General features: G+C 62.4%; 18 protein-coding genes. 12 read left to right on the top strand and 6 right to left on the bottom strand.

The genetic code is table 11. The features are described from left to right. Positions 1-5 precede the first annotated feature (5 nt). The 3 genes from CSQ91_RS19685 to CSQ91_RS19675 are packed head-to-tail and all read right to left on the bottom strand — an operon-like array spanning position 6 to position 3,408. A complete protein-coding gene (locus tag CSQ91_RS19685; RefSeq protein WP_099389365.1) occupies positions 6-1,085 on the bottom strand; it encodes a CapA family protein in 1,080 nt (359 codons plus the stop codon). After that, a complete protein-coding gene (locus CSQ91_RS19680; protein ID WP_180278469.1) occupies positions 1,082-2,179 on the bottom strand; it encodes a glycosyltransferase family 4 protein in 1,098 nt (365 codons plus the stop codon). Before CSQ91_RS19680 ends, CSQ91_RS19685 begins: the two co-directional genes overlap by 4 nt. Then, positions 2,176-3,408, bottom strand: a complete 1,233-nt coding sequence (locus CSQ91_RS19675) for a phenylacetate--CoA ligase family protein (protein WP_143451061.1) — start codon at positions 3,406-3,408, stop codon at positions 2,176-2,178. The genes CSQ91_RS19680 and CSQ91_RS19675 overlap by 4 nt, the downstream gene beginning before the upstream one ends. Before the next feature lie 455 nt (positions 3,409-3,863). Here CSQ91_RS19675 and CSQ91_RS19670 point away from each other — a divergent pair, with 455 nt between their 5' ends. From CSQ91_RS19670 to CSQ91_RS19635, 8 genes are all read left to right on the top strand, one after another. Continuing rightward, on the top strand, positions 3,864-5,873 hold the full coding sequence (locus CSQ91_RS19670; RefSeq protein WP_257217413.1) for a heparinase II/III family protein: 2,010 nt from the start codon (positions 3,864-3,866) through the stop codon (positions 5,871-5,873). Positions 5,874-5,884: 11 nt separating this feature from the next. Next, a complete protein-coding gene (locus CSQ91_RS19665; RefSeq protein ID WP_034782139.1) occupies positions 5,885-7,195 on the top strand; it encodes a nucleotide sugar dehydrogenase in 1,311 nt (436 codons plus the stop codon). After that, positions 7,176-8,438: a glycosyltransferase family 4 protein gene (locus CSQ91_RS19660; protein ID WP_099389362.1), complete on the top strand. Its 1,263-nt coding sequence runs from the start codon at positions 7,176-7,178 to the stop codon at positions 8,436-8,438. Before CSQ91_RS19665 ends, CSQ91_RS19660 begins: the two co-directional genes overlap by 20 nt. Positions 8,439-8,487: 49 nt before the next feature. Next, complete coding sequence (locus tag CSQ91_RS19655; protein WP_099389361.1) at positions 8,488-9,642, top strand: sugar phosphate nucleotidyltransferase; 1,155 nt, start codon at positions 8,488-8,490, stop codon at positions 9,640-9,642. A gap of 20 nt (positions 9,643-9,662) precedes the next feature. Beyond that, a complete protein-coding gene (locus CSQ91_RS19650; RefSeq protein ID WP_070282750.1) occupies positions 9,663-11,117 on the top strand; it encodes a mannose-1-phosphate guanylyltransferase/mannose-6-phosphate isomerase in 1,455 nt (484 codons plus the stop codon). A 182-nt stretch (positions 11,118-11,299) separates the two neighbouring features. Beyond that, positions 11,300-11,857: an FxDxF family PEP-CTERM protein gene (locus tag CSQ91_RS19645; protein ID WP_099389360.1), complete on the top strand. Its 558-nt coding sequence runs from the start codon at positions 11,300-11,302 to the stop codon at positions 11,855-11,857. An 84-nt stretch (positions 11,858-11,941) separates the two neighbouring features. Beyond that, on the top strand, positions 11,942-12,520 hold the full coding sequence (locus tag CSQ91_RS19640) for an FxDxF family PEP-CTERM protein (protein ID WP_099389359.1): 579 nt from the start codon (positions 11,942-11,944) through the stop codon (positions 12,518-12,520). 139 nt (positions 12,521-12,659) lie between these two features. Continuing rightward, entirely contained in the window at positions 12,660-13,682 is a 1,023-nt protein-coding gene (locus CSQ91_RS19635; RefSeq protein ID WP_306508843.1) for a TIGR03790 family protein, read from the top strand. A 58-nt stretch (positions 13,683-13,740) separates the two neighbouring features. Here the strand turns inward: CSQ91_RS19635 and CSQ91_RS29295 are convergent, their stop codons facing one another. After that, on the bottom strand, positions 13,741-14,463 hold the full coding sequence (locus CSQ91_RS29295; RefSeq protein WP_257217412.1) for a PEP-CTERM sorting domain-containing protein: 723 nt from the start codon (positions 14,461-14,463) through the stop codon (positions 13,741-13,743). A 456-nt stretch (positions 14,464-14,919) separates the two neighbouring features. On the opposite strand from CSQ91_RS29295, the gene CSQ91_RS19625 reads away from it, so the two are divergent. The 4 genes from CSQ91_RS19625 (at position 14,920) to CSQ91_RS19610 (ending at position 20,116) form a co-directional block, all read left to right on the top strand. Beyond that, on the top strand, positions 14,920-17,913 hold the full coding sequence (locus CSQ91_RS19625; protein WP_099389357.1) for an ExeM/NucH family extracellular endonuclease: 2,994 nt from the start codon (positions 14,920-14,922) through the stop codon (positions 17,911-17,913). Positions 17,914-17,923: 10 nt separating this feature from the next. Next, positions 17,924-18,562, top strand: a complete 639-nt coding sequence (locus CSQ91_RS19620; protein ID WP_099389356.1) for an NF038129 family PEP-CTERM protein — start codon at positions 17,924-17,926, stop codon at positions 18,560-18,562. A 187-nt stretch (positions 18,563-18,749) separates the two neighbouring features. Beyond that, positions 18,750-19,448: a winged helix-turn-helix domain-containing protein gene (locus tag CSQ91_RS19615; protein ID WP_099389355.1), complete on the top strand. Its 699-nt coding sequence runs from the start codon at positions 18,750-18,752 to the stop codon at positions 19,446-19,448. Continuing rightward, positions 19,445-20,116 (top strand): LuxR C-terminal-related transcriptional regulator, encoded by a 672-nt coding sequence (locus tag CSQ91_RS19610; protein WP_099389354.1) that lies wholly within the window; start codon positions 19,445-19,447, stop codon positions 20,114-20,116. The genes CSQ91_RS19615 and CSQ91_RS19610 overlap by 4 nt, the downstream gene beginning before the upstream one ends. Here CSQ91_RS19610 and CSQ91_RS19605 read toward each other — a convergent pair. Next, positions 20,113-20,532 (bottom strand): protease inhibitor I9 family protein, encoded by a 420-nt coding sequence (locus tag CSQ91_RS19605; protein ID WP_180277066.1) that lies wholly within the window; start codon positions 20,530-20,532, stop codon positions 20,113-20,115. The genes CSQ91_RS19610 and CSQ91_RS19605 overlap by 4 nt on opposite strands. A gap of 112 nt (positions 20,533-20,644) precedes the next feature. Further along, positions 20,645-23,797: a S8 family peptidase gene (locus CSQ91_RS19600; RefSeq protein WP_070253556.1), complete on the bottom strand. Its 3,153-nt coding sequence runs from the start codon at positions 23,795-23,797 to the stop codon at positions 20,645-20,647. Between the last annotated feature and the right edge of the window lie 30 nt (positions 23,798-23,827).

Here is a 23,827-nt window from a genome sequence, read left to right as displayed (position 1 = left end):
CGGCATCACCAGTTGTACGGTGTGTGCAGGCCGCTCCTGATCGCCAGTTTGCGCACCCTGACCTTGGCATCGAGCAGCGCCTGTTTGATGGCCGAGTCGATACGGCCCCAGCCGCGGTAACTCCAGAAGACGGTGCCGGCGCGCTTGCCTTCGCTGCCAAAGCGGCCCTTGGCCGCGAACCAGCGCCGGTACTGCGCATTGTCCATGCCCGCAAATGGCGTGCGTTGTCGTAGTTTTTCATCCTCTGCCGCCATCGCGGCACCCAGATAAGACAGGCGCTGCTCCTGCGGCGCGTAACGCAGCCAGTGCGAGCGCAATCCGGCAGGCGTGAGTTCCAGCATCAGTTGTTCGCATACGGCGGGCGTCTTGTAATGCAGCTTGCGGCCGCGGAAGTCGACTTGTGGCAACAGCAAATTACCGAGCGAGTAGGCGATGCTGCCATGCTTGTAAACTTCATAACCCTGCGCCACGTGAGGATGGTGGCCGATGACATGGTTCACGCCCGCATCGATCGCCTGGCGCGCCCATTCCCGGTCGGCCGGCTGCGGGAACGTGGCAAGCTCGTAGCCCCAGTGCATGAAGGCGATCAACGTGGCATGCGGGAAATCGCGCCGCAATTGATGCAGCAGGCTCAGCGCCGCCGCAGGCTGGAAGAGCAGCGCCTCGTCGTCCTGGCGGTCGCGCCGAGGTTCGGGCAAGGGAGAGCAGGCGGCAAAGAGCACATACTGCTGCTCCCCGACCTGGAATTCACACCAAGGGTGTTCGCGCGTGCCGAACGCGGCAATGGCATTTGCCGCCAACATGGCCTTGCTGGCGCCGATGCCGCCCACATAGTCCGAAATGTGGTTGTTGGCGAGGCCACAGGCGCGCACCTTGAGCGCCTTGAGCGTATCGATGACGCTGGCGTGCGAATACAGGTTGAACTTGTAATCGTTGTGCACGCTGCTCGCTTCGGCGCTTGCAGCGAGGACGCCGCCTTCGAGGTTGACGACCATCTGGCCGTGCGCGCACAGGCGCTGCAATTCATCAAAGGCGAGCACATCGGCTTCAGGCCAGGCCAGGTCGCCGGCAACAAAAAGACTCATCGGGATACTTTCAAAAGATCTTGGTAGGCGTCGGCCAGGCGGGCAATGGCTTGCTCCGTAGAAAATAGCTGACGGGTGCGCTGCATGGCCGCGCGGGATAGCTCCGGCCAGCGCCCTTGCTGCCACAGAGCGGCAATGGCGGCCGCATAGGCGCCGGCCTCCGCATCGAAAGGGACGACCATGCCTGCGGCACCGATCACCGAGCGGTTGAAGCCGTTATCCGTGGCGACGGGAACGCAACCCATGGCCATCGCTTCGGTCAGCGCGTTCGAGTGGCCCTCGCCATGGTGGCGTGTGGGGAAGATAAAGATGTGCGAGCGGCCCAGCGCTTCGAGCACTTGTGCCGACGGCAGCGACCCGAGCCACTGTGCGCCCACCGGCGCATACTCGCTGCGCAGATTGGCGATCAGCTGTGGATCGCCCGGGCCGATGATGGCGATCTCGCAGTCCACTCCCTGTGTTTGCAGCAGTTGTGCCGTCTGCAAGGCGGTCGCGACGCCCTTTTCCAGGTTAACCCGCCCCACATACACAAGCCGCAGCGGCGATGCGCGCTCGCAAGAGCGCTGCGGGAGGCTGCCTGTCTCGATATGGTTGGGCAGATAGAATGCCTTGCCGCCTGTTGTCTCGGCAACGAAGGGCGCATAGTCCATGCCTTCGATCATGATCTGGTCTGCGCTGCACAGCAGGCGTCGGAACAGCCAGCGATACAGGGGGCCGAGGCGGGCATAGTGCTTGTGCATGGAGCCGGCGCGAATATCATAGATCGTCCTGACGCCATGCCTGCGCGCCTGGCGCAGCAACAGGATTTCGCCGATTGCAAAGTGCTTGTACAGGCCCGTCAAGTGCAGGATCTTCGATTCCGGCCCTGGTTTGCTCATGGCGCGGATCTGCCGCCGCAGGGCGGCAAAGCCGCTCAGGTAGCCACGCAGTTTGGCCAGCGCGCTACCGCGCGGTTGAGGGTAATACAATTCATGCACGATGGTGCCGCCAGCACGCAGGGCATCGATGGTGCGCCGGTTGCATGCTTCGTAGCCACCTACGGGCGTTGCGCCGGACAACGGAATGGGGCCGCAAAAGAGTATTGTGGCTTTCATCGTTTCTCCGCCAGAGCCTTGGCGCCAGGCCATTCCTGCACGATCCACTTGAACTTGCCGCTCGATTGCAGCGCCAAATCCTCCACCAGCACGATGTCAACTGCTACTTTCAGGCTTACATACTTGTCGAAATGTTCGCGCAAAGCCAGTTCGTCGGTGTTCGTATAGCCATGGTCTGGCACCACGCGCAATTGCCATTGCCCCGGGCCAACCTGCGCCACCTGCGTTTTTTTGATGTTGGCGAGAAATTTGACGGCAAAGGTAATGATGCCCGCACTGATGGGCGTGCCTTCGCTGTCATACAGCTGATCCTCAACCTTGCCGGAGGATAGTTCGATACGGGGATAATGCCTGCCGCAGGGACAGGCACCCGATACCCAGCGCGCTCGGTCGGCAATGCGGTAGCGCACCAGCGGCATCGCATGGTTATGCAGGGTGGTCCCGACCACGTAGCCGAAATCGTCCGTGGGCTGATCGTGCTGGTCCAGGATTTCCACGTAGGAATATTCTGGATGCAGGTGGTAATACCCATGTTCGCACTGGCCGGCAAAGGCGATGCGTTCGGCCATGCCGTAGAAGTCGAATACCTTGCAGCCAAAGGCGCGTTCGATTTGTTCGCGCTGGGCCGGGTAGACGGGTTCGGAACCGGTGACGACGCCGCGCAGGCGTAAGGGGTGCGCCAGCCGTTCTGCCGCGCGCGCCAGCTCAAACGCTGACGATGGATAGGCCCGCAGCTGTCTGGCCCCGACGCGGGCTATGCTGTTGAGCATGCCCTCGGCCGTATCCCGGTTCATGTGGCGCGTCGATACCAGCAACTGCTTGCCGAAACGGTCCCATAGCCAGGGCTGCGCATCCTGCTGGCTGATACCGATGACCTGGTCCCCCCGCAAGATGGCTTGTGCCTGGCCATTTTCATGGCCGGCCCAGTGCCAGAACTGCAACTGAAACGCTTCTTCCCAGATAATCGAATCGATGCTGCGGAATATTTCCAGCGGTGTGCCGGATGAGCCGCTGGTTTTTCCCTGTGCCCACCATGGGCGGCGTTTCCCCCCGTTCGGATAAAAACTGTCGCGCCCGGAGACAAGGTCGGGTTTGCTGATCACGGGATAAGTGGCGCTCAGCCAGTCGCGGACGGGCACATCGGCTGGGGCCTCGGCCATCCGGGCATAGCGAGGCAGGCGACGCGCGCTCGCAAGGGTGGCGCGCAGCAGGCTCTCTTGACGTGCCATCAACTGTTCCGCAGGCCAGCGTTCGCGTGCGACCAGGGCGCGTGCACGCGCCAGGGCAAAGGGATTGCGGCGTACCAGATGACGGGTCAGGAATGATAAATTTTTCACAACTGGAAAAGGCATACGTGAGCTTCTTAGCTAGGATGGTGCCGGCGCACACAGGCGGTGCGGGATACGGGGCAATTATGTTGACGTATATGAAATTTTCCCACTTGCCCGGACTATAGCGTTACAGGGCCATCTCCGTCAAATGGGTAAGTAAAATAGGCTTTCTTACAGGCATCATGCGCGGCACGGGAATGTTGCTTGGCACCATCGACTTCGCAGTTTTGCTGCAATACGGTATTATCATGTCATTGAATTAATAATAATTCCACAAGGAAATTCCTGCTGGTGTTTATCGATGTGCTGGAAGATTGCAGGCTACAACATGAAAAGAATGGAACGGTAAGGGTATGACGTCGATCGCGTGGAAAATCAACCGTCTGAAGCTGATGGGCGCCCCCGAAATTGCCTGGCGCGTGCAACAGTTGCTGCAAAAGAAGGCCAGCAAATTGGGCATCGGCTTGCTGCGTCGCGTGCCGGCGCCGCAATTGAAGCGTATGGGCCTGCCTTTTCTGGCTGGCGATGGCCGCGATACCGATATCGCCTCTCTGCGCACCGCGGCCGATGCCGTGCTGGCGGGGCGCTGGAATGTGTTTGCCCTGCGTGGCGCGGAACTGGGTTTCCCGCCAGAATGGAACCGCGATCCGAAGACGGGTACCGTGGCGCCGCTGACTCTGGGCAAGCAGATCGATTACCGCAGCGAAAAAGTGGTCGGTGATATCAAGTATCTATGGGAGCCGAACCGGCACCTGGAACTGGTGGCGCTGGCGCAGGCATGGAAAGTGACGGGCGAGCCGCGCTACGCCGACGGCGCGCGCACCTTGCTGCAGTCGTGGTTCGCGCAATGCCCGTATCCCATGGGTGTGCACTGGACCAGTTCACTTGAACTGGCGCTGCGCCTGCTGAACTGGGCTTGCGCCTGGGAATTGCTGGGCGGCCTGGCGTCGCCGCTGTTCCAGGGCGAGGCGGGCCAGCGTTTCCAGCGCCAGTGGCTAGCCGCCATCTACCAGCATGCTCACTTCATCGCCGGTTATTTTTCGCGCCACTCGTCGGCGAACAACCATCTGTTTGGCGAATACATGGGCTTGTTTGTGGCCGGTGTCGTATGGCCTTGCTGGCCGGAAAGTGCGAAGTGGCAGGCGCTGGCGCGCAAGGGGCTGGAAGAGGAGGCGCTCAAGCAAAATACGCCCGATGGCGTGAACCGCGAGCAAGCCGTCTATTATCAGCATGAGGTGATGGACATGATGCTGCTGTGCCATAGGATCGGCCAGGCCAACGGTGCAGGCTTTTCCACGGCGTACTTGCAGCGCCTGGAGCGCCTGGCTGAGTTCATCGCCGCGCTGATGGACGTGGACGGCAACGTACCGATGACGGGCGATGCCGACGATGCGCAGATGGTGCGCCTTGCGCACGAGGATGGCTGGCATCGCTACCGCTCGCTGCTGGCCAGCTGCGCCGTATTGTTTGGCCGCGCCGACTTCAAGCGCAAGGCCAGCCATTTTGACGACAAGAACCGCTGGCTGTTCGGTGTGGCGGGGTTACGACAGTGGCAGGCGCTCGACGCGAGCGGGGCCGAAGCGCCCGTGATGGCATTTCCCGACGGCGGCTACTTCTTGCTTGGCAGCCATTTCGGCACGACCGATGAAGTACGTCTGGTGGCCGATTGCGCACCGCTTGGCTATCTTTCCATTGCCGCGCATGGACATGCCGATGCGCTGGCATTTACCCTCTCCGTCGCCGGTGAAGAGTTGCTCACCGATCCCGGCACCTACGCCTATCACACGCAAAAAAAATGGCGCGACTACTTCCGCAGCACGCCTGCGCATAACACGGTAGCCGTCGATGGCCTGGACCAGTCTGAAATCGGCGGTAATTTCATGTGGCTGAAAAAAGCCAATGCGCGCATGATTACCCATGAAACGAATTCCGACGTGCAAGTTTTTGAGGGCGAACACGATGGCTACGGCCGCCTGACCGATCCCGTGCTGCACCGGCGTCGTATCGAGTTCAACTTTAATAATAAATGCATTGTTGTAAAAGACATATTACAATGTACAAATGTACATGATATTTCCGTGCATTGGCAGTTCGGCGAACACTGCGAGGTCATCGTCGACGAGGGGCAATTGCGGGCACAGGGACTGCGGTCCGGATTGCGCATGCGCTGTTCGCACGGAACGCTGGACCTATTGCGCGGCAGCGATACACCGCCTGGCGGCTGGATATCGCGCCGCTTCGACGAGAAATCACCGATTGCCAGTGCCGCCTGGCGCATGAGGGTGCAGGGAACAACTGAAATCGTGACGCACATCGAACTGATGCCGCAGGCGTCGCCGGCTGATTCGCCGGCTAATTATTAAGGGAGCATATTTTGAAAATCAGTATTTTTGGCCTCGGCTACGTGGGCGCAGTCTCTGCAGGTTGCCTGGCAACGGATGGGCATGAAGTCATCGGCGTCGATCCGAACCGGACCAAGGTGGAACTGATCAACCAGGGCACCACGCCTATCATCGAAAAAGACATCGGCGAGATGATCGCCGCCACCGTGAAGAGCGGCCATTTACGCGCCACGTTCGATGTGCGCGACGCCGTCTTCGGCTCGGACATGTCGCTCATCTGCGTGGGCACGCCCTCGCAGCTCAATGGCAACCTGGACCTGAGTCACGTGCGCAAGGTGTGCCAGGAAATCGGCGCCGCCATCCGTGAAAAAGACAGCTTCCACGTCGTCGTGGCGCGCTCGACCATGCTGCCTGGTTCCATGCGCTCGCTGGTCATTCCGACCCTGGAAGCGGCGTCGGGCAAGGTGGCCGGCGTCGACTTTGGCGTGTGCAACAACCCGGAATTCCTGCGCGAAGGCACGGCCGTCTACGATTACTACAATCCGCCGAAGACCGTCATCGGCGAATCCGATGAAAAGGCTGGCGCGCTGCTGGTGCAGCTGTATGAAAAGATGGACGCGCCGCTGGTGCGCACGGATGTGGAAACGGCCGAGATGGTCAAGTACACGGACAATACCTGGCATGCCGTGAAAGTGGCGTTCGCGAATGAAATCGGCAACATCTGCAAGGCCGTCGGCATCGATGGCCACACGGTGATGGAAATCTTCTGCCAGGACACCAAACTGAACCTGTCGCCGTACTACATGAAGCCGGGCTTTGCCTTCGGCGGCTCGTGCCTGCCGAAAGACGTGCGCGCGCTGACCTACAAGGCGCGCAGCCTGGACCTCGATTTGCCGCTGCTTAACTCCATCCTGCCGTCGAACCAGCGGCAAGTGGAAAAGGGCATCAAGATGATCGTCGACAAAGGCGCGCGCAAGGTGGGCATCCTGGGCTTCTCGTTCAAGGCCGGCACGGATGACTTGCGCGAGTCGCCGCTGGTCGATGTCATCGAGTATCTGCTGGGCAAAGGTTACGAACTGAAGCTGTACGACAAGAACGTCAACCTGGCCGCCCTGACGGGTGCCAACCAGGATTACATCCTGAACATGATCCCGCATATTTCCAAGCTGATGGTGGACAACATGCAGGACGTGCTCGACTTTGCCGACACCATCGTCATCGGCAATGGCGCAGCCGAATTCAAGAGCGTGCCGGGCAGCCTGAAGCCGCACCAGCACATCGTCGACCTGGTGCGCATCAGCAAGGAACAAAGTGGAGAGCAGTATGACGGCATCTGCTGGTAACACCGTGGCAGGCCAGCCGCGGCGCGTGCTGATCCTGGTGGAAAACTTGCCGTCGCCATTCGACCGGCGCGTGTGGCAGGAAGCGACCACTCTGCATGCGAACGGCTATGAAGTGTCGATCATCTGCCCGACGGGTAAGGGCTACGAGTCGCGCTACGAAGCCATCGACGGCATCCATATCTACCGCTACAACCTCCCGCTCGAAGCGGAAGGGGCGAAGGGCTACTTGGTCGAATATTCGCTGGCGCTGCTCCACACTTTCCGCCTGGCGTGGAAGGTGCATTTCGCGCGCGGCTTCGACGTCATTCACGCCTGCAATCCGCCCGACCTGTTGTTCCTCATCGGCGGCTTCTTCAAGTTGACGATGGGCAAGCGTTTCCTGTTCGACCACCACGACATCAATCCGGAACTGTACGAAGCCAAGTTCGGCCGGCGCGATTTCTTTTATAAATTGATGGTGTTGTTCGAGCGCTGGTCGTTCAAGAGCGCCGACGTGTCGATCGCCACCAACGAGTCGTACAAGAAGATTGCCATCGAGCGGGGCGGCATGAAGCCCGAGGATGTCTACGTGGTGCGCAGCGGGCCCAAGCTGGACCGATTGCGCGTGCTGCCGCCCGTGCCGGAACTCAAGAAGGGCCGTAGCTACCTGGTCGGCTATGTGGGCGTGATGGGCGCGCAGGAAGGCATCGATCTGCTGTTGCAGGCGGCGCAATACATCGTGCAGACCTTGAAGCGCGAGGATGTGCAGTTCGGCCTGGTGGGCGGCGGCACGTCGCTGGAGCAGATGAAGCAGATGGCGCAGGACATGGGCATCGCCGACTACGTGACGTTTACCGGGCGCGTGCCGGACCAGCAATTGCTGGAAATGCTCAACACGTCCGATGTGTGCGTGAACCCGGACGTGGCCAACGACATGAACGACAAGTCGACCATGAACAAGATCATGGAATACATGGCGCTTGGCAAGCCGATCGTGCAATTCGACCTGGTCGAGGGCAAGGTGTCCGCACAGCAGGCGTCGCTGTATGCCTTGAAGAACGATCCTATCGACATGGCGCGCAAGATCGTCGAATTGCTGGATGACCCGGCCCAGCGCGAACGGATGGGCGCGTTTGGCCGCCATCGCGTGATCAACGAGCTGGAGTGGGAATATGAAGCGCCCAAGCTGCTGGCCGCGTATGCGCGCCTGTTTCCCGCCGCCGCGCCCGCCGCTGCCGTGACCTTGAGCAAGGATGGCCGCTGAAGTGCGCTGCCTGGCCAGCCATCCCCAACCCTGATGGAGCAGTTTGACGATGAAAGCAATGATTCTAGCGGCAGGTAAGGGCACGCGCGTGCGGCCCCTGACCTATGATTTGCCCAAGCCGATGATCCCCATCCTGGGCAAGCCCGTGATGGCTTACCTGGTGGAACACCTGGCGCAGCATGGCGTGACCGACATCATGGTCAACGTCAGCTATCTGCATGAAAAGATCGAGGAATATTTCGGCGAGGGCCACCAGTTTGGCGTGCGCATCGGCTATTCCTTCGAAGGCTATACGAATGACGCTGGCGAGGTCGTGCCTCAACCGCTCGGTTCGGCCGGCGGCATGAAGAAGATCCAGGAGTTTGGCGGCTTTTTTGACGACACGACGATCGTGCTGTGCGGCGATGCCTTGATCGACCTCGACCTGGAAGCGGCCCTGCGCGAGCATCGCCGTGTCGGCGCGCTGGCGTCCGTCATCACCCTGGAAGTGCCGTGGGACAAGGTGTCGAGCTATGGCGTGGTGGTCAGCGACGACGACGGACGCATCCGCGCCTTCCAGGAAAAACCGGCACAGGCCGACGCGCTGTCCAATTGCGTCAGCACCGGCATCTATCTGTTCGAGCCGGAAGTGCTGGACCTGATTCCCTGCGACCGCCCCTTCGATATCGGTTCGGAACTGTTTCCCCTGCTGGTCGCCCAAGGATTGCCCTTCTATGCGCAAAAGCGCCAGTACAACTGGATCGATATCGGTAGCGTCAAGGATTACTGGGAAGTGCTGCAAAGCGTGCTGATGGGTGAGGTGGCCCAGTTGCACGTGCCGGGCACGCAGATTGCCGATGGGGTATGGGCTGGCTTGAATACCCGCATCGACTGGAGTGGCGGCACGCGCATCGAGGGGCCCGTCTACATCGGCTCGGGCTGCCGCATCGAGGCGGGCGCGACCATCATCGGCCCCACCTGGATAGGCCACGGCAGCCACGTCTGCGCCGGTGCCGAGGTGGTGCGCAGTGTGTTGTTCGAATACACGCGCGTTCTGCCGGATGTGGTACTCGATGAAATGATCGTCTTCAAGGATTATAGTGTCGACCGCGCCGGCCAGATGCGCCATGTTTCCGACTATGAGAAAGATGCCTGGGGCAATGCGCGCGACCGGCGCAGCCTGCGCCGCGACGAAACGCCGCCGGCCCTGTATGCTGCCCAATAAACTGTTTTTGAAATGAAATCATGAAAATTTACCCAGTCATCCTGTCCGGCGGTTCGGGCACCCGTTTATGGCCGCTGTCGCGCGCCGTGCTGCCCAAGCAGCTGTTGCCGCTGGTAACGGACAAGACCATGCTGCAGGAAACGGCGCTGCGCGTGCAGAGCCTGCCCAACCGCCGTGCCGGCGATAGCGGACTGGCCGATTTCGAGGTCATGCCGCCGCTGGTGGTGTGCGGCAATGAGCACCGCTTCATGGTGGCCGAGCAGCTGCGCGAGATCGGCTTGCCGCCGCTGGGCATTTTGCTTGAACCCGTGGGACGCAACACGGCGCCGGCCGTGGCCGTGGCCGCGCAATACCTGCTGGCCATCGACCCGCAGGCGCTGATGCTGGTCTTGCCGGCCGACCATGTCATCACCGACGTGGCTGCGTTTCACCAGGCTATCGCCCAGGCGGCGCTGCTGGCGGCCGATGGCGCGCTGGCCACCTTCGGCATCGTGCCGACGGCGCCGGAAACGGGCTATGGTTATATCCGCAGCGGTGCGCCCGTGGCGTCGGGTACGGCTGGCTGCAAGGTCGAGCGCTTCGTGGAAAAGCCGGACCTGGCCACGGCGCAGTCGTTCCTGGCCGCCGGTAACTATTTCTGGAACAGCGGCATGTTCATGTTCCGCGCCGAACGCTATCTGGGCGAGCTGGGGCAATTCCAGCCCGCCATGCTGGCCGCCTGTGAAACGGCCGTGCGCGACGGCTACCGCGACCTCGATTTCTGCCGCCTGGAAGAGAAAGCCTTCGCCGCCTGTCCATCCGATTCGATCGACTATGCCGTCATGGAACATACGGCGCATGCGGTGGTGCTGCCTGCCGCCATCGGCTGGAGCGATGTCGGCTCCTGGTCGGCCCTGTGGGAAGTGCAGCAGGGTGATGCCAACGGCAACGTGGTGCGCGGCGACGTGTATCTCGACGGCGTGAGCAATTGCCTGGTGCGCGCCGAGCGCCGCATGGTGGCCGTGCTGGGCGTGCAGGACTTGATCGTGGTGGAAACGGACGACGCCGTGCTGGTGGCGCACAAGGACCAGGTGCAGCGCGTGAAACAGGTGGTCGATCACTTGAAGCAGGCGGGGCGCAGCGAACACGTGCAGCACCGCAAGGTGTACCGCCCATGGGGCAGTTATGAAGGCATCGATATCGGCGAACGCTTCCAGGTCAAGCGCATCACGGTCAATCCGGGCGGCAAACTGTCGCTGCAGATGCACCATCACCGCGCCGAACACTGGGTGGTGGTCAGCGGCACGGCGCAAGTGACGTGTGGCGAGAAGGTGACTTTGCTGACGGAAAACGAATCGACCTACATCCCCATCGGCATGACGCACCGGCTGGAAAACCCGGGCAAGCTGCCCTTGCACCTGATCGAAGTGCAGTCGGGCAGCTACCTGGGCGAAGACGACATCGTGCGCCTGGAGGATGTCTACCAGCGTGCCTGAGGTGCGTTTTTTGCGATACCAGCACCGTGAAACTATTGGCTTAAAGAATGATGCTATAAAGTAACTTCTCATTAAACAATAGTTAACATAAAAAATTGCTTTATGCTATGATTCTGTCTGGTTTGATCAGATAACTCATGCGGACGCGCTGGCGCGTCCGCATTCACGTTCAGTGGAATCGCATGAAGAAAAATACGTATTCGGTGCTGGCCGCGCTGGCCTTTGCCGGCTCAGCTTTATTCGCGCAGGCAGCCTTTGCCGCGCCCGTTGACATCAGTTCCACGCCTGGCGCCGTCAATCTGGCAGCGGGCGGTTCGCTGACGTTTGGCGACAAGTTCAAAAACAATCAAAAGAGTAATTTTTTCAATGACCTGTTCACGTTCAATGTGGCACAGGCCAGCGACCTGAGCGTGGTACTGAGTTCGCGCAGCAGCAGCGCGACGAATGGCCTGAACCTGACGGGTTTCGGCTTGTACAGCAGCGTTGGCAATACCTTGCTGCTGGGTGGTAATCAGTTGTTGACCGGCATTGATGACAAGTGGACCCTGTCGTATGCCAACCTGGCTGCTGGTTCCTATTACTTGAAAGTCAGCGGCAACGTGGTGTCGAACTCGGGCGCGGCTTTCAGTGCGAACGGCAGCCTGGTATCGGCCGTGCCTGAGCCCGGTACGTATGCGATGTTGCTGGCGGGCTTGGGTCTGCTGGGCTTCATGGCACGCCGTCGTCAGAAGGCGGCTTGAGCCCTGCCTGGTTGATTGGCATCCTCGTTTGCGTTTCCTTCCCGCAGCTGGCCTGAGCCAGTTGCAGTCCTCTTGGTGAAAAGTATGAAAAAATTCCTGAAATCCCTGTTTGTGGCCGCCATGTTTGCCGGCAGCAGCCTGGCAGCCCATGCTGCGCCGGTTGACATCAGCCACGCCACGGTGGATCTGACGCAAGACTTGCTCGATTATTCCAGCAGTGAACTGCTGGGCTCGTTTTCGCTGGCCCCAGGCCAGTTGGCTGGCGCCAGCAATAACTTTTTCAGCGACAAATTCACGTTCAGCGTGACTGGCTTTAACGACCTGAGCGCACTGGCGACATCGCTCAAGCCGAGCGCCAACTCGGGCCTGACCTTGACCGGCTTCAGCCTGGGTAATGCCAGCGGCATTCTGTTTCATGGCGCGCTTGACCTGATCAACTTCACGGCGCAAGACCAGGCATGGTCGCTGCAGTCCGGTTCCACGCCTTTGGCTGCTGGTAATTACTTCCTGCAAATTGATGGTTATGTTGCCTCGCCAACTGGCGGCAGCTATAGCGGCATCCTGGCCGTCACGCCGGTACCGGAACCGGAAACCTACGGCATGTTGCTGGCGGGCCTGGGTTTGGTGGGATTCGCGGCGCGCCGCCGCAAGCTGCAAGCCTGAAGATAAAACATTCTGGACATGAAACGGAGGCTGCGGCCTCCGTTTTTTTTGCCGCCGGCCGCCGTGGGGCTATAATCGTCACGCACAGTGGGCGGCTGCGGCATGGCTGCTTCGATCTTCCTCAACGACGAAATTGACCTTGCACAAATCTCTCTTCCTTTCGCTGGCGCTGGCCGCTGGCATCGCCCACGCCGATGCGCCATCCATGCCCCTGGGATTGCATGCCGCGCAATTGGCTGTCGTGATCAATGACGCCGAACCGAACAGCATCGCAGTGGGTGAATACTACCGCCAGGCGCATGGCATCCCACTTGCGAATGTTGTGCACGTGAATATCCCGAATCGCCCCCGCAAGCTCAGCATGGGTCAGTTCGCACAGTTGAAGGAACGTATCGACGCGCAATTGAAGCCCCATATTCAGGCCGTGCTGATGGTGTGGAGTGCGCCATATGCGGTCGAATGCAATTCCATTACTTCCGCCTATACCCTGGGCTATGATGCGGGGCAATGCGCGAAGACGTGTGACGCCGGCAAGTCCAGTAGCTATTTCAACAGCAATGTGCCGCAACCATTTACGCAGATGGGCATGCGCCTGTCCATGCTGCTGCCCATCGACTTTGTGGAAGAGGCCAAGGCCGTGGTGGATCGTGGAACGGTCAGCGGTTTTTCCGTGCCTGCCGCCAGCGCGTATTATCTGACCACCAGCGAAAATGCGCGCAACAGCCGTGCCGCTTTTTTTCCGCCTGCCGGGATCGTGCGCCAGCGCAAGTTGACGGTCAGGAACCTGAAGGCCGATGTGCTCGATGGGGCGCAGGACATCATGGTGTACCAGACGGGCATGGCCAAGGTCGCCAAGCTCGACACCTTGCGCTTCCTGCCTGGCGCCCTGGCGGATCACCTGACTTCGTTCGGTGGCGATCTGCAGGGGACGGCGCAAATGAGCAGCCAACGCTGGCTGGAGGCGGGCGCGACGGCCAGCTACGGTACTGTCAGCGAGCCGTGCAATTACTGGCAAAAGTTTCCTAATCCTACAGTATTGCTGCGGCGTTATCTGACAGGAATGACGGCACTGGAAGCGTACTGGGGGAGTGTGGCGTGGCCGGCGCAGGGATTGTTCATCGGCGATCCGCTGGCGGCGCCCTACGGGAAGTTCCGACGTTAACAGCGCTAGCTTGCATTGCTGTCAGGCTAATAAAAAAGGCTCTTGCGAGCTTTTTTTATTAGATTTTGGCAGTGCGTTTTCGGCGTCCAATAAAGGCCACCAACCCCAGGCCAGCCAGCAGCATGGCATAGGTTTCCGGTTCAGGAACGGCGAGTACAGGCGGTAATACGACATTGGGAGTCGTGCCGCTGCCCTCGATGCCACCTCCGGCGCCGCCTGCGCCAACGCCACCGCCACCGGCTGCTGCAGGAGGGGCCGTGTCGGAGGACGTCAGCAGCGAGGCGTATTGTTCCGGCATCGCCCGTCCCACAACACCATAGCCTTCGCCGCCGCTAAACGGTTCCAGTTTTTCTTGCGCAACAAAATTGCGCGTACCCGAACTATAGTCAAAACCATCTTGCTTGACGCCTCTTCCCAGTCCCTTGGCCCGAGTGCTGGCATCCGTATCGAACTGGCTCAGATCATGGCCGCGACTGTCAAAATGTGGCTTGCGCAACACTTGTGACGATTCTTCATTGCCAAATTCGGGCGTGGACCCTTTGCCGTCGTTGGTGCGCCAACCCATGCCGACGGCACCATTTGCCAAACGGCAAGCGCTATATGTGCTGTTCATGTCTGCCTCACTGGCATTGCCATTGGTGCCGGCATTGTCTGCTTCGCAGCGTTTATTGTCCGCAGCGGCTGGTACCGCTGTTTGCGCTGTCGCGGAACCTGTGCTCAATGCCAGGGTGGCGGCAATGGCCAGCAGGGATAGGTGGACGGCGGGGGTGAATTTTTTCATGGTTTGATCTCGCTAGGGTTTTCATGTCGACAGGGCGCTGTGCGCTCCATAATCTCGACGCAATAAAATTAGCAGTACATTCAAATAGCGCATCGAATTATGCGTGGCGCAGGGCGTGGACTGGGCCCTTTGCATATCTCTATTTACTGGCGTGTCGCTACTGACTGGGCAAGCTTTACAAACTTGCAAGGAATAAAACTTATTTAGTAGAAATATATCATATTTTTGAGCAATTTGCTGTGCTTGCTGAAGTCCGAAGGTCAAATGTTGTTGACTAACTACTTGCATGAGCGATGGGAGAATGGACTTTTACTCCATTCGGCTTAATCAAATGTCATCAAGTCGTCATCCTGGGCCTTTAATATGCAAATAACAAGTCTGAAATACTTTTGTTAATTGTGGCGCGCCGGCCGATCATGCGGGACCGGCGTCATTTATTTACCGACCGGGATCCTCATGCACACCTCGTTTTCCCCCTTGCGCACGCCGTTGCGCCTGACCGTCATGGCCTCCCTGCTGGCCAGCCTGTCCGTGCCGGCCCTGGCTGCTTCCGATATCGTCATCAGCCAGGTGTATGGCGGGGGCGGCAATACGGGGGCGCTGTACCGCAACGATTTCATCGAACTGTTCAACCGCGGTGCCAGTCCCGTGAATGTGAGCAACTGGAGCGTGCAATACGCGTCCGCCGCCGGTTCCAGCTGGTCGGTGACGGCCTTGCCGGCTATCGAATTGCAACCTGGCCAGTATTTGCTGGTCCAGCAAGCCAAGGGCGCGGGCGGTACGCAGGACTTGCCTGCGCCGGATGCCACGGGCAGCCTGGCCATGTCCGGTACGGCGGGCAAGGTGTTGCTGAGCAATAGCAAGACGGCGCAAACGGGCACCAGCCCCACGGGCGCCGCCGTCATCGACCTGGTCGGCTTCGGCACGGCCAACGGCTTCGAAGGCGCCGTCGCGCCCGCGCCATCGAATACGCTGTCGATTGCGCGCGCGAATGGCGGCTGCGCCGACACGGACGATAACAGCGCCGACTTCGCCACCGGCAGCGTGACGCCGCGCAATACGGCGTCGCCATTGAATGCCTGCGGCGGCCCTGTCGTGCACCAGATCGTCACCAGCTGCCCAGCCAGCCTGGCCTTGGCCGTGGGCAATGGCGGCAGCGCCGTGCTGCGCGCATCCGACGTCGATGGCGTCGTGAATGCCGCCACCTTGAGCTCGCCGGCCGTGGCCGGCATCAGTCTGGCCAATTTCAGCGCGGCCGGCGTGGCGGGCGAGAGCGCCATGGTGAGCCTGCTGGTGGCCGCCGGCGTGCCGGTGGGAAATTACCCTGTCATCGTGAATTTCAGCAACGACCAGCAGCAAAGCGCCAGTTGCAAGATCGATGTCGCCGTACAAGGACTGGCTGCCGTCAGCCACACGATCCCGCAGATCCAGGGCAGCGGCGCGGCCAGCCCGTACGCCAATTCCGTGCAGACGACGCAGGGCGTGGTCACCCTGAAAGTAGGCACCGGCTTCTTCATCCAGGACGCGGCCGGCGATGGCGATCCATCCACCTCGGACGGCATCTTCGTGTACACGGGCGCGACGGCCACCACCGTGCAGCCGGGCGAGCTGGTGCGCGTGACGGGCACGGTGGTCGAATACACGCCGTCGGGCGCGAAAAATTCCTATACGGAATTCAAGGACGTGACGGCCATCCTCACGCAAAGCGCGGGCCACGCCATCGTGCCGACGAATGTGACCTTGCCGAACGAGAACCTGGCCGCCGTGGAAGGCATGCTGGTGCGCTTCACGCAGCCCTTGACCGTGTCGCAAAACGCCTACCTGGGCGCGCGCGGCGAGCTGACCCTCTCGGCGGGACGGCGCGAAGTGCCGACCAACCGTTATCCGGCCGGCTCCGCCGAGGCGCAAGCCTTGATCGCCGCCAATGCGAACAACCTGATCGTGCTCGATGATGGCATCTTTGTCGCACCGCCAACGATACCGTACATCGGCCAGGATGGCACCGTGCGCAGCGGCGACACGGTGGCCGACCTGACGGGCGTGGTGGACTTTGGCGCCATCGGCGGTGGCGGTGCCGCCTACAAACTGCAGCCGACGCAGGCGCCGCAATTTTCGCGCGACAACCCGCGCACGGGCAGCCCGGAACTGCCATCAGGCAACGTCAAGGTGGCCAGCGCGAACGTGCTGAACTTCTTTACGACCTTTACCAATGGCAATAACGTGTTTGGCCAGACGGGGCAGGGCTGCACCGTGGGCTCGTCTACCACCAAGAGCAATTGCCGCGGCGCCGACAACCTGGCCGAATTCGTGCGCCAGCGCGACAAGATCGTCGCCGAACTGAAAGCCATCGATGCGGACGTGGTGGGCTTGATGGAAATCCAGAACAATGGCGAAACGGCCGTCACTTATCTGGTCGAGCAGCTCAACGCTGCCATCGGCGGCGTCACGTATGCCGTGGTGCCGAAGCCGGCCGCCACAGGTACGGATGCCATCCGCGTGGCCATGATCTACAAGCCGGCCAAGCTGGGCCTGGTAGGCGGCGCCTTGTCGGATGCCAACGCCATCAACAACCGTCCACCCATGGCACAGACCTTCCGCGCCGGCAATGGCGAGAAATTCTCGCTGGTCGTCAACCACCTGAAGTCGAAGGGCAGCTGCCCATCGAGCGGGCTGGACGCGGACCAGAACGATAGCCAGAGCTGCTGGAATGCCACCCGCGTGCAGCAAGCCCAGCGTCTGGTGGGCAGTTTCGTGCCGCAAGTGGCGGCCGCTGCCGGCGACGCGGACGTGCTGGTCATCGGCGACCTGAATTCATATGGCGCGGAAGACCCGATCCAGGTCATCACGGGCGCTGGCTTCGTCAATGAACTCGAGCGTTTCGTGCGGCCGTCCGGCATGCCGTACTCGTATGTATTCGGCGGCCAGAGCGGCTACCTCGACCATGCGCTGGCCAGTGCGTCGCTGAGCCCGCAAGTGGCGGGCGTGGCCGAATGGCATGTGAATGCGGACGAGCCGGAAGTGATCGACTACAACATCGACTCGGCCAAGCCGCAAGACTTGTACAACGGCTTGCCTTACCGCGCCTCTGACCACGATCCCGTCGTCATCAGCCTGGACTTGCAGCCCGCTTACCGCGACATCACGGCCGGCGTGGCGCAAGCCAGTTCGGGCCTCGCGTACAACCGCGTGACGCAAAAATACACGGGCACCTTCTCGTTCACCAACACGGGCACGAGCGCCTTGAACGGCCCGTTCCAGGTGGTGTTCGGCGGCTTGCCTGCCGGCGTGGCCCTGGCCAATGCCACGGGCAGCCATGCGGGCGCCGCGTATGTCACGGTCAACGCGGCCAGCCTGGCGCCGGGCGCGACAGCCTCGTTTGCCGTCAGTTTCACCAATCCGTCGAAAGTGACGATCAATTATTCCGCCAGCATTTTCGCCGGCAACTTCTAAGGACACGATCATGTTGACAACGACACTCCATCCGGCCCTGCGCCGCGCCGTCCTGGCCGCCGTGCTGGCCGCCAGCTCCAGCCTGGCGCTGGCGGATCCGCTCGGCTACCGCGTGGAAATCGACACGAGCCAGTTCTCGGGCGCCGGTTTCCTCGACTTCGCCTTTATCGCCGGCAACAGCCCCGCGCCGGGCGCCAGCGCCGTGCTCAGCAATTTCTCGGGTGCGTTTGGCGGGCTGGTATCGCAGGAAGGCAATGTCAGCGGCAGCTTGCCCGGCACCTTGACCTTCGGCAATAGCGGCGCCTACAACGACTGGTTTCACAACGTGACCCTGGGCGGCAAGTTCGGTTTCAATATCGTCTTCGGCGGCGACTTCCTGAACACGGCCGGCAACGCGGGCACGACGTTTGGCGTGGGCTTGCTCGACTACACCGGCATGGCTTATCTGGGCAATGCGAATGGCAACCTCGTGCAATTCGAACTGACCCCGCTCAACGGCGGCTTGCCCGCCAGCATTGCGGGCAGTAGCTACGCCAGCATCGCGACGATCTCGGCCGTGCCGGAAGCGTCGGAATGGATGATGCTGACGGGTGGCCTGGCGCTGATCGGTTTTGCCCTGCGCCGCCGCCAGCCTGGCACACGGGCCTAGTCTTTCCAGCCTGGACACAGCGCGCCTGCGGGCCGCTGTGTTTTTTTTGTTTATTTATTTGAAATAGCTATAAATCAGGAAACTAAATTGTATTGGTCACCGTTTTACGCTTGATGCATAGTAAAAAACTTGTCGGGCAGTCTAGTATTTTCATGGGCGGCCGCCACTTTTTTGGAAGGATGCATCGATGCCTGGCCATATCCTGGTGCTGGACCCTGCGCCTGCCATGCAAGCGCTGCTGGCGCATAACTTCTCAGGCGCCGGCTACCGGGTCAGCTGCGCCCTGGATGCGCGCGGCGCGCTGGCGCTGCTGGCGGCCGGCCCACCCGATGTACTGCTGCTGGAATGGGAGCTGCCGGATGCGTCCGGCATCGCGCTGCTGCGCCAGGTGCGCCAGGATGGCGTGCTGTGCGACTTGCCCATCATCATGGTCAGCGCGCGCAACAGCGAACAGGACAAGGTACTGGCGCTGGAAAGCGGCGCCGACGACTATCTGTGCAAGCCTTTCGGTCCCCGTGAAATGCTGGCCCGCGTGCACGCGCTGCTGCGCCGGCGCGCGCCATCGGCCTTGCGCGCAGGCACGGCAGCGCTGCGGCTCGACCCGCACACCCTGCGCGTGACGGCCGGTAACGTGCCCGTCAACCTGGGCCGTGTGGAATTCAAGCTGCTGCATTTCCTGATGAACCATCCGGGCAGGGTGCATAGCCGCGCGCAGTTGCTGGACCAGGTGTGGGGCCATGCAGCGTATCTCGATGAGCGCACGGTCGACGCCCACGTGGGGCGTTTGCGGCAGGCGCTGCAGCCGGGCGGCTGCGGCCACCGCATCGAAACCGTGCGCGGCAGCGGCTACCGCTATCTGGCGTTTGACGCCGCCGTGTGCGCATGATGCTGCTGACGGGGCGGGAGCAGGAATACCTGCTGCACGCCATCCTCGGCGCGCATGGCATCGCCGCGCCCGGCGATTTCTTTCTGTGGAGCCAGGGGCCGCTGCAAACGCTGTTACCGCACGACATATTAATGTGCGCGCAACTGGATGCCGATGGTGCCGTGCTGCGCAGCGAAGCCTGGCACAGCGCCGCGCCCGATCACGCGCTGCTGCGCGAGCGCCAGGGCCAACTGGCGCACCTTGCGCTGGCCTGGCGCGCGGGCGGCCAGGGGGCTGCCGTCATCGACGGCGTGCTGGTGCACGGCAGCGTGGGCGACGCCGGCGGCAGCTTTTTTGCCCTGTTCGCCGTGATGCCGGCGGACGCTTCGCGCCAGGCGTATGTGCTGGAACTTCTGTTGCCCTACCTGCACGTCCACTGGCTGGCGCTGCCAGGCGGCCAGCGCGCGCGCATGACGGGCCCGGCTGCCACGCGCGCGGCCAGTGCGCGCGAACTGGAAGTGCTGCATTGGGTGCGCGAAGGGAAAAGCAATGAGGAGGTGGGGGAAATTCTCGGTATCAGCGGCACTACCGTGAAAAGCCATTTGCAGCGTATCTACAAATTATTGGGCGTGAGCAATCGCATGCAAGCCGTGTCGCGCGGCATCGCGCTGCGCTTGCTCAGCCATTAGCGCTGGTCCTGCGGCCTGGCCTGCGGCTTGCCGCTGCCGCCGCCATCTTGCGTGTGTTCGATGCTGCCGGGCGAGACCCGTGCCACGTCCGGGCTCGCTTGCAGGCGCGCCACTTCGGCGCGTGTCAGCATGGCGGCAAAGCCATTGAAGGCCACCGTGTAGCGGTATTGCACTGGGGCATCGGGCACCAGCGCCAGCACGGCGCGCTGCTGCGCTTCCAACTGGGCCGTGTAGCGCCGCGCCGTGTCGCTGTCCGTATCGAGCCTATGCACGCCGTCCGCTTGCGAGGCCAGCGGCGGGGCGCGTAATTGCACCAGATAGGACAGTCGCGCCGCAGCGGCCTGCGCCGCGACAGGCAGTGCATGGAGGCTGGCCATGCCGGCCAGGATGGCAATGCTGAGGCGAAATGCGGACATGCAAACTCCTTTGCGCATGGCGGACGAGTTGCCCGTGCGCCGATTGTACGCGTGTTACGCATAAAAAACGCGCCCCGCAGGGCGCGTCGTGTTACCGCCTGGAGCGATACCGTTACAGCTTGGCGTCCGCCTTCACGTTACGCTGGCTGGGGACGGCCAGCGGCAACGGGCTGTTGGTCTCCACCGACAGCACGGTGGTGGACGCTGCCGCGTTGTTGCCATCAAGGAAGACTACGCCGCCCAGGTAGCGTTTGCCCGTTTCCAGCCCCGACCAGCTAACGCCGGCCGTGGCGCTGCCGCCCACATACACCTTGGTAGGCAGGGTGGCTTTCAGGTTGCCGCCCTTGTCGGCTGTCGTGACGACGGCCGACGACAGGCCGAAGCCGGTCGACGCGCCATTCGCCAGCTCATAGCCGACCACGCACACCTTGTAGCTGCCTGCCGCCGGGGTGGTCACGGTGATCGCCTCGTTCGAGCCGGCCGTGGCCGAGGTGGCAACGGTCGCGCCAGCGCTGTTGAGCAGCAGCAGGTCGAGGTCATTGCCCGCGCCTTCACTGGTGTCGCGGTCGAAGATTTCGAAGCGCGCCACGACGGTGCTGGCGGGAATGCTGACATTGACGACCCGCACGCCGCTGCCGCCCGCCTTGCACGCGTCGGCCATCTGCACCAGCGTTTCCACGCTGCCCGGCGCGGCCTGGCTGATGGTTTGCGCGCTGCGCGCCACTTCCTTCAGACCGCCCGTTGCCGCGCCGACCTTGCCGGCAAAGCCGGTGGACAGGGTCAGCGAACGCAGGCCGCTGACCTTGTCGGCCTGCAGCAATGCCGGCGACTGCACCGCGCGGCCCGAGCGGGCCGTGACGGGGCTGCGTACCGTGTGCACGCCATCGCTCCACACGAGGGCGCCATACTGCCAGGCGTTGTCCGGCGCCGTGGTGCGCGTCAGGGTAACGGTGAAGGACTTGGTTTCGCCGGGCGCCAGCGCCAGGGTGGCAGGCGCCACCGCTACGCTGTAGCCGCTGAGCGAGGCGCTGGCCGTGTAGGTGGCGCTGCTGCTGCCCACGTTGGTGACGCGGCGCGTTACCGTTTGCGTGCCCAGCACGTTGCCGATGGTGATGGACGGCATGTTCAGGTTGTAGCCGGCCAGGGTGCCGCCCGCGCACTCGGCCGTCATGCCGACGCCGCACATGTATTTCTTGTAGTCGGCCAGGTTGGCGTCATACACGAGGCCGGGATCGGTCGCCTTGTTCGGCGTCACGTGGCCGGCGCCCTGGCCCCATGGCAGGATGCCGCGCGCGTCGCCAGCCTGGATGTCGGGCAAGGTGGTGCTGCCGGTCGTCATCAGGGCCGACTTGATGGCGGCCGGGCTCCAGTCCGGATGCTGCTGGCGCAGCAGGGCGGCCAGGCCGGCCACGTGCGGGCTGGCCATCGAGGTGCCTTGCAGGAAGATGTAGGCTTGCGCAGGGACCAGGCTGCCATCCTGCACGGCGTCGCGCTGGGCGCGCGACAGGGCAGGCGTGCCGCCGGCCAGGATGTCCACGCCAGGCGCGGTGACATCCGGCTTGAGCAGGTTGGCGTCGTACAGGTTCGGGCCGCGCGACGAGAAGTCGGCCACCACGGGCGCGGCAGGGCCGTTGCCGTTGGTGACGAAGCGCGAGATGGCGGCCGTGGCCGTGCCCGTTTGCGCCTGGGCATTGATCAGCGCGCCATCGGCGGCGCTCACGTGCACGGCCGGCAGCACGTGCGGGTCGGACACGAGGCCCACGCCCGTGTCGACCAGCACCATGCCGGCGCCGCCCGCTTCGAGCACGGCGACGCCCTTGTCGGTGCGCGCCGTGGTGCCGCGCAGGCAGCTGACGACCTTGCCGGCGACCTTGGCCGGATCCAGCAGGGCCACGCCGCCGTTGTCGCCGGCGCGGTAGCACAGGGCCAGTTTTTGTGCATCGGCGCCGGCCAGGCCCGCGTCTTGCGCGCGGATCAGGGTGGTGGCCGGCAGCGGATTGTAGTTGAGCGAGGCGCCCGTGTAGCTGGCGCCGTTGCTCAAGGTCACCTTGGCCTGGTTGGCGCGGTTGTGCGTCGAGGCGGCCACTGTGGTGATCCATGGGCTGACGTGGGCCACGGTATTGGCCGGTCCCGCATTGCCGGCCGAAGCGGCAACGAAGACGCCCGCATTCGAGGCGTGCAAAAAGGCTTGCTCGACGGGATCGTTGACGGTACCGCCGCCGCTGATCGAGTAATTGATGACATGTACGCCATCCTGCACGGCTTTTTCAATCGCCGCCACGCTGTCGCCGCCGTAGCAGCCGTTCTTCGCGCCGGTCGGCTGGGTAGCCAGGTTGTACGACCAGCACACCTTGTAGACGGACAGGCGGGCGCGCGGCGCCACGCCGGAAATGGCGCCCAGCGGCGAGCCGTTGGCCGTGACGGGCACGCCCGCATTGCCGCCCGCGGTGGACGAGGTGTGCGTGCCGTGGCCGCCTTCGCCATTCGGGTCGCCGATGGAATCGCGCGGCGAGGTGAATTCGCTCCAGTGCTGGATCTTGTCCGTCTCGGTCAGGCGCACGGCATTGAAGTATTGCGCACCGAGCAGCTTGTTGTTGCAGTGGTCTTGCGTAAAGCCTTCGCCCGTCTGGCAGCTGCCTTTCCAGGCGGCCGGCGCGGCGCCGTAGGCCAGGGTGGCGTTCGGGTCGAAGGTCGGGGCGCCGTTGGCGTCGACCTTGTCCGCATACGACAGGTTTTCCGGCCACACGCCGCCATCGACGATGCCGATGATGATGTCTTCGCCCGCATGCTGCTTGCCGCCCAGCTGGCTCCACAGGCCGCCCGGCTGGTCCAGGCCCAGGAAGGTGGGCGTGTAGTTCGTCTGCAGGGCGCGCGGTTCGTCGGGGGCGATGCTGGCCACTTCGCCGCTCGCCTGCAGCTGGCGCACTTCGGCGTCGGTCAGCAGGGCGGAGAAGCCGTTGAGGACGATCTTGTACTGGTATTGCACGGGCGCGGCGGCGACGAGGGCCTGTACCCGAGCCTGTTTCTGTTCAAGGTAGTCGCCGTACAGCTGCACTTGTGTGCTGGCCAGGTCGAGGCGGCCGCCGGCGGCAGGCTGGGTGGCGCCCAGGCCTTCCACCGAGCCGGTGTAGGAAGCGATCGGTTTGTCGTTCAGTTGCACGATGTAGGGGCGGCGCAGGTCGTCGGCGTGGGCCTGGAAGCTGAGGCTGGCAAACAGGCTCAGCACGGCGAGCGAAATGGGACGCAAGGCGGGACGGAATGTCATGTAGGGTTTCCTGGTGACGGTAGCGGGAAT

The organism is Janthinobacterium sp. BJB301, from assembly GCF_002735685.1.
In the GTDB taxonomy this organism is placed as follows: domain Bacteria; phylum Pseudomonadota; class Gammaproteobacteria; order Burkholderiales; family Burkholderiaceae_D; genus Janthinobacterium; species Janthinobacterium lividum.
The sequence above is the reverse complement of the archived record's forward strand: the minus strand, read 5'-3'. Positions and strand labels throughout refer to the sequence as shown.